The sequence below is a fragment of the Nocardia tenerifensis NBRC 101015 genome (assembly GCF_000308715.1).
Taxonomy (GTDB): Bacteria; Actinomycetota; Actinomycetes; order Mycobacteriales; family Mycobacteriaceae; genus Nocardia; species Nocardia tenerifensis.
This window is the reverse complement of the sequence record NZ_BAGH01000136.1, coordinates 1-6,425: the sequence shown is the minus strand read 5'-3', so window position 1 is coordinate 6,425 and position 6,425 is coordinate 1. Positions and strand designations below refer to the sequence as shown.

General features: G+C 70.6%; 5 protein-coding genes and 1 pseudogene. All 6 read right to left on the bottom strand.

Annotated features, from left to right (window positions below; genetic code table 11):
• On the bottom strand, positions 1-519 hold a 519-nt coding region (locus ON39_RS11305; protein ID WP_373283684.1), incomplete at its 3' end, for a glycosyltransferase.
• Between the two features lie 50 nt (positions 520-569).
• A complete protein-coding gene (gene ftsW, locus ON39_RS11300) occupies positions 570-2,045 on the bottom strand; it encodes a putative lipid II flippase FtsW (RefSeq protein WP_373283683.1) in 1,476 nt (491 codons plus the stop codon).
• 117 nt (positions 2,046-2,162) lie between these two features.
• Positions 2,163-3,602 (bottom strand): UDP-N-acetylmuramoyl-L-alanine--D-glutamate ligase, encoded by a 1,440-nt coding sequence (gene murD / locus ON39_RS11295; protein WP_040733472.1) that lies wholly within the window; start codon positions 3,600-3,602, stop codon positions 2,163-2,165.
• 49 nt (positions 3,603-3,651) lie between these two features.
• Positions 3,652-4,728: a phospho-N-acetylmuramoyl-pentapeptide-transferase gene (gene mraY / locus ON39_RS11290; RefSeq protein ID WP_040733471.1), complete on the bottom strand. Its 1,077-nt coding sequence runs from the start codon at positions 4,726-4,728 to the stop codon at positions 3,652-3,654.
• A gap of 13 nt (positions 4,729-4,741) precedes the next feature.
• Entirely contained in the window at positions 4,742-6,256 is a 1,515-nt protein-coding gene (locus tag ON39_RS11285; protein WP_040733470.1) for a UDP-N-acetylmuramoyl-tripeptide--D-alanyl-D-alanine ligase, read from the bottom strand.
• Positions 6,253-6,425, bottom strand: a pseudogene (locus ON39_RS50530) (UDP-N-acetylmuramoyl-L-alanyl-D-glutamate--2,6-diaminopimelate ligase); the annotation flags it as partial. The gene ON39_RS11285 and the pseudogene ON39_RS50530, both read right to left, overlap by 4 nt.

Here is a 6,425-nt window from a genome sequence, read left to right as displayed (position 1 = left end):
GGCGGGCAGCCCGAAGTGCGCCCGCGCCTCGGCGCGCAGCGCGGCGCGGTCCAGGGTGGTGATCGCGGCGCGGACCGGAATGCCGACGACCTGCGCGCCCGTCAGGCCCGAATCCGGCACGGCCGCAAGTACTCGCGCGGCGCCGCGCGCGCCGACCTTGTTCGCGATGCCGGCCTTGGCGTTCGCCTCGTGCACCACCACGGGCACCTTGCGCCGCCGCCGCAGCGGACCGGGCCCCGCGGCCAGGTACGCGGGCAGCGCGACGTATCCGCCGAAGCCGACGATCACATCGGCCTCGACCGCGTCGATCACCGCCCGGGTCCGCGCCACCGAGGCCCGCACCCGGCCGGGCAGGCGCAGCAGATCCGCGGTCGGCTTGCGCGGCAACGGAACCGGCGGGATGAGCTCGAGCGGATAACCACGCTCGGGAACCAGCTTCGTCTCCAGCCCGCGTTCGGTGCCGAGCGCCGTCACCCGAATCGAATCGTCGAGCCGCCGCAGCGCGTCCGCCACCGCCATGGCCGGCTCGATATGGCCCGCCGTGCCGCCGCCTGCGACGATTACCGAGATCACCTAGATTTTCCTCGTTCTCTTGTGTGGTTGACCGGGTAGCTGGGCTCCCACGCTCTGGTGGCGCGCAGCGAGCTGGTGCCGCGGCTCTCCGGCGAGCGCCGCCGCTCCGGTTGCCGCCGCCCCGGCTCCGACTGGCGGCGCGTCGGCGGCAACGCCTGCGGTCTGCCCTGGCGTGGCGCCTTGCGCTGCGCGGACTTGGCCCGGGCGGCGCCGGCCCGCGCCGGCGAGTACACCTCCGGTTTGGGCAGCCGCAGCAACTTACTGAACCTACCGTCTTGCCCGGCGTGCAACGCGGACACCGCCTCGGGCTCGTGCCGGGCCGCGTTGGCGATGATGCCGAACATGAACAGGGTGATGGCCAGCGACGAACCGCCCGCGGAGACCAGCGGCAGCTGCAGGCCGGTGACCGGGAGCAGGCCGACGACGTAACCGATGTTGATCAGCGCCTGACCGGTGATCCACGTCGTAGCGGTCGCCGTGAGCAGCCGCAGGAACGGATCGACCGAGCGGCTGGCGATGCGCAGACCGGTGTAGACGAACAGCGCGAAGAGCCCGAGCACCAGGGCGCAGCCGAGGAAGCCGAGCTCCTCGCCGATGATGGCGAAGATGAAGTCGTTGTGCGAGTTGGGCAGGTAGCTCCACTTGGCGCGGCTCTGCCCGAGGCCGCGACCCCAGATGCCGCCGTCGGCGAGCGAGTAGAGGGCTTGGCGCGCTTGATAACCCATGCCCTGCGGGTCGTCGCCGGGATTGAAGAACGCGCGCATGCGATCGGAGCGGTAGCCCGCCGACAAGGCGAGCACGCCCGCGGCGATCAAACCGGACACGGTGACCGTCACGAACAGCCGCAGCGGCAGGCCGCCGAACCATAGCAGCGCGGCGACCACGATGCCGAGCGCGATCGTCGTCGACAGGTTCGGCTCGACCACGACGAGCAGACACACCAGCAGACCCGCCGGAACCAGCGGCATCAGAATGTCTTTGAGTCCCGCGTGTTCCGAGCGCCGCGACGCCAGCAGGTGCGCGCCCCAGACGACCAGGGTGACCTTCACGATCTCCGACGGCTGCACGTTGAACAGGCCGAGGTCGATCCAGCGCCGCGCGCCCTGCACCTTGGTGCCGATGCCCGGGATCAGCACCAGCACCAGGCCGAGCACCGAGAGCACGAACATCGGGAACGACCACTGCCGCAACCTTTTCAGCGGAATGCGCAGCGCGAGGTAGAACAGGACCGCGCCGATAGCGGCGTAGGTCGCCTGCTGGTTGAACAACTTGAACGCCGATCCCCCATCGGCATAGGACTCGACGCTCGACGCGGAGAGCACCATCACCAGGCCGAGCACGGTGAGCAGGGTGGCGATGGTGACGACCAGGTGAAACGACGCGAGCGGCCGCGCCAGCCACGCGACGAACCTGGCCCCGGCGCCCATTTGCTCTCGCCGCCGAGCCGTCTGTGTCGCAGTCGCGCCGCTCATCGCCCCTCCACGGTTGTGCCCCTGAGCTCGCGGCGCTCTATCCGATTCACGCCACTCACGAGGCCTCCATGGTCACACTGCGCTGCCGCCTCCGGCCCCTGAGCTCGCGGCGTGGCGTCATAGCTGCCGCCCGACGTCACCGTCTTCCAGTGCGTGCACCGCCGCGGCGAAACTGCGGCCCCGGTGCGTGTAGTCGGTGAACATGTCCAAGGATGCCGCCGCGGGGGCGAGCAGAACGGTGTCGCCGCGACTGGCATAGCTCGCCGCGACCCGCACGGCGCGCGCCATGACTACGTCGGCCTTATTGGTACTCGACGCGTCACCCATCCCGCCATCGTCTCCCGCGATCAGCTCGATGACCGGGACCTCGGGCGCGTGTCGCGCCAACGCGGTCGCGAACACCGGCGCGTCGGCCCCGATCAGCACCACGGCGACGAGCCGTTCGGCCACCTCTTCGACCAGGTCGTCGAGGTGCGCGCCCTTGAGCTGCCCGCCGGCCACCCAAACCACCTGCGGGTGCGCGAGAATCGCGGTGCGCGCCGCGTGCGGGTTGGTCGCCTTGGAGTCGTCGATGAAGTCGACCCCGCCGACCTCGCGCACGAACGCCGACCGATGCGGGCCGACCCGATGCTCGATCAGCCCCTCCCGGATGAACTGCGGCGCGACGTCGATGGCCCTGGTCAGCGCGGACGCGGCGAGCGCGTCGGCGACCCCGGCGGGTCCCGGTGGGCTGATGTCGCCGACCTCGGCGAGTATCGCGGCCTTGGTGAACGCGCGGTCGAGCAGCTTGCCGTCGACCACGCCGAGCTCGCCGTCGGCGGGCACGCCGATCTTGAAGCCGACGGTGCGCCGCGCCTTCGAGCGACGCGCCAGCGAGGCCGCCACCGGATCGTCGAGCCCGACCACGCCGACGCGGCCGACCAGCGCCCGCGCCTTGGCGGCGGCGTACGCGTCGAGTCCGCCGTGCCAATCCAGGTGATCCTCGGCCACATTGAGCACCACGCCCGCCTCGGGACGCACCGACGGCGCCCAGTGCAGCTGGAACGAGGACAGTTCGACCGCGAGCACCTGCGGACCGGGGTTGCGCCGCAACGCGTCGAGGATCGGCAGGCCGATATTGCCGCACGCGACGCTGGGGATGCCGGCGGCGCGCAGGATGGCGTGCGTCATCTGGGTGGTGGTGGTCTTGCCGTTGGTTCCGGTGATCACCAGCCACTTGCGGACCGGCCCGTAGATCCTGGCTTGATCCACCCACCAGGCGAATTCGACGTCGCCCCACACCGGCGTGCCCTCGGCGACCGCCGCGGCGAGCACCGGCGAGTCCGGCCGCCAGCCCGGACTGGTGATCACCAGCGCGAACCGGCTCCAGTCGGTGGATTCCAGTTCCACGCAGGTGGCGATGTCCAGGCCGAGCTCGGCCGCCTCGGCCAGCGCCGCGGCGCCGCCGTCGGTGACCACCGGGCGCGCGCCGATATCGCGCAGCGGCTCGACGAGCGAGCGTCCCGATATGCCCCAGCCCGCGACGAGAACGTCACGGCCGCGCAGGAATTCGAGCATGGGCCCTGGTGATCGCAGGGCCCGGGGGGAATGTTCGACCATCGCTAGTTCACCCGACCGCAGAGAGATATTCGCTGTAGAACAAGCCGAGCCCGACGGCCGAAGCCATCGCGGCCAAGAGCCAGAACCTGATGATCACCGTAGTCTCGGCCCACTTGCTCAGTTCGAAGTGATGATGGAACGGCGCCATCTTGAACAGCCGGTTGCGCGTGGTGCGGTACACCGCCACCTGCAACACCACCGACAGGGTCTCGGCCACGAACAGCGCGCCGATGACGATCATCAGCAGCTCGGTCCGTGTCGTGATGGACAGTCCGGCCAGCATGCCGCCGAGCGCCAGCGAGCCGGTGTCACCCATGAAGATCTTGGCGGGCGCGGCGTTCCACCACAGGAACCCGACGCAGGCCGCCGCGCCCGCGGCGCAGACCAAGGCCAGGTCGAGGGGGTCGCGCACGTTGTAGCAGCCGACCTCGGCCTTCGTCTCGCAGGCGTGGTAGTACTGCCAGAACGTGATGACCACGTAGCCGCCGAGGACCAGGCTCATCGATCCGGCGGCCAGTCCGTCCAGGCCGTCGGTCAGGTTCACCGCGTTGGACCAGGCCACCACGACGAGGCAGACGAAGACGAGGAACACGACGACGCCCATCGTCACCGTGGAGATGTCGCGCACGTAGGACAGGTGCCTGCTGGCCGGTGTGAGCCCGCTCGCGCCGCGGAATTGCAGTGCGAGCACGCCGAAGACGACCGCGGCGGTCAGCTGACCGAGGTACTTGCCCGCGGCGGTGAGGCCGAGGTTGCGCTGCTTGCGGATCTTGATGAAGTCGTCGACGAAGCCGACGCCGCCGAGCGCGGTGGCCAGACCGAGAACGAGCAGGCCGGAGGCCGACGGGCCGTCCGCGCGGTAGCCGATGCCGATCAGGTGTGAGCCGAGGTAGCCGGCCCACATGCCGATGATGATGGCGACGCCGCCCATGGTCGGGGTGCCGCGCTTGGCCTGGTGGCTCGCCGGGCCGTCGACCCGGATCTCCTGGCCGAAACCCTGCTTGGCGAACATCTTGATCAGCAACGGGGTCAGCAGGATCGATACGGCCAGCGCAATCGCCGCCGCGAATAGGATCTGTCTCACGACTGAGCCTCGCTCACTCCACTGCCTCCGTGCTTCCCCTGCGTCCGCTGGATGGCTCCGATGTGATCAAGTGTTCGGCGACCTCCCAGAGGCCGACCGACTTCGACGCCTTGACCAGCACCACATCCCCCGCCTCGACTTCGTCGTCGAGCAACGCGATGGCCGCGCCGATGTCGGGCACGAGGATCGACTCCTCGCCCCATGAGCCTTCCATCACGGCTCCCTGATGCATCGCGCGGGACGGTCTTCCGGTGCCGACCACGACGAGCCGGTGCACGTCCAGCCGCACCGCGAGCCGGCCGATCCGGTCGTGCTCGACGACGGATTCCTCGCCCAGCTCGCCCATCTCGCCGAGCACGGCCCAGCTGCGGCGCGGCTTGTCGCCCGCGCGCGACATGGTGACCAGCGCTTTGAGGGCGGCGCGGACCGAGTCCGGGTTGGCGTTGTAGGAGTCGTTGACGACCGTCACCCCGGCCGCGGTGGTCCGCACGTCCATCCGGCGGGCGGACGCGGCGCGCGCGCCGGACAGCGACGCCGCGATGGTGTCGAGGTCGGCGCCGCACTCGAGGGCGACCGCGACCGCGGACAGCGCGTTGCCGACCTGGTGTTCGCCGTGCACCGCCAGCTGGATCGGGGTGCTGCCCGCCGGGGTGTGCAGGGTGAAACCGGGGCGGGCCTGGTCGTCGAGGCGGATGTCGGTGGCCCGCACGTCGGCGGTGTCGGACTGACCGACCGCCACCACGCGCGCGGTGGTCCGGGTGGACATCGCGGCGACCTGTGGATCGTCGGCGTTGAGCACGGCCAGCCCGGACGACGGAAGCGCCTCCACCAGTTCGCCTTTGGTCTTGGCGATGGCCTCGCGGCTGCCGAACTCGCCGAGGTGCGCGGTGCCGACGTTGAGCACGACGCCGATGGTCGGCGGCGCGACCCGGGCCAGCGCCGCGATGTGACCGGGCCCGCGCGCGGACATCTCGAGCACGAGGAAACGGGTATCGGCGTCGGCGCGCAACGCGGTCCACGGATGGCCCAGTTCGTTGTTGAACGAACCCGGCGGCGCCACAACGGGTCCCAGCGGCGCGAGCACGGCCGCGAGCAGGTCCTTGGTCGAGGTCTTCCCGGAGGACCCGGTCACCCCGACGACGGTGAGAGTTCCCGCCGCCGTGAGCCTTTGCACGCTGGCGCGCGCCAGGGCGGCGAGCGCGGCGAGCACCGCGGCCCCCGAACCGTCCGAATCACCGGCCAGCGCAACGGAACTGGACGGCACCGAGCCGGGGTCCGGCGCGACGACGATGGCGGGCACGCCCACCGGGCGGGCCGCGAGCACCGCGACCGCGCCTGCCTCGACCGCCGCGGCGGCCCAGTCGTGACCGTCCGACCGCTCACCGGGCAGGGCGAGGAAAAGATCACCGGAACCGATTCGGCGCGAATCGAACTCCACCGAACCGGTCACCCGAACCCCGGGGTCGGGGACGTCGTGCAGCGTGCCGCCGACGACGTCCGCGATCTCCCGCAGTGTCATCTCGATCATGAAACCGTCAAGTCCTCCGCGTCCGCGTTGTGCGGACTTCGCTTGTCCAGTGCCGCCGCGAGCACGTCGCGGTCGTCGAAGGGGTGCTTCACACCCCGGATCTCCTGCCCCGCCTCGTGACCCTTGCCCGCAACCAGTATCACGTCGCCGGGCTCGGCCCAATCCACCG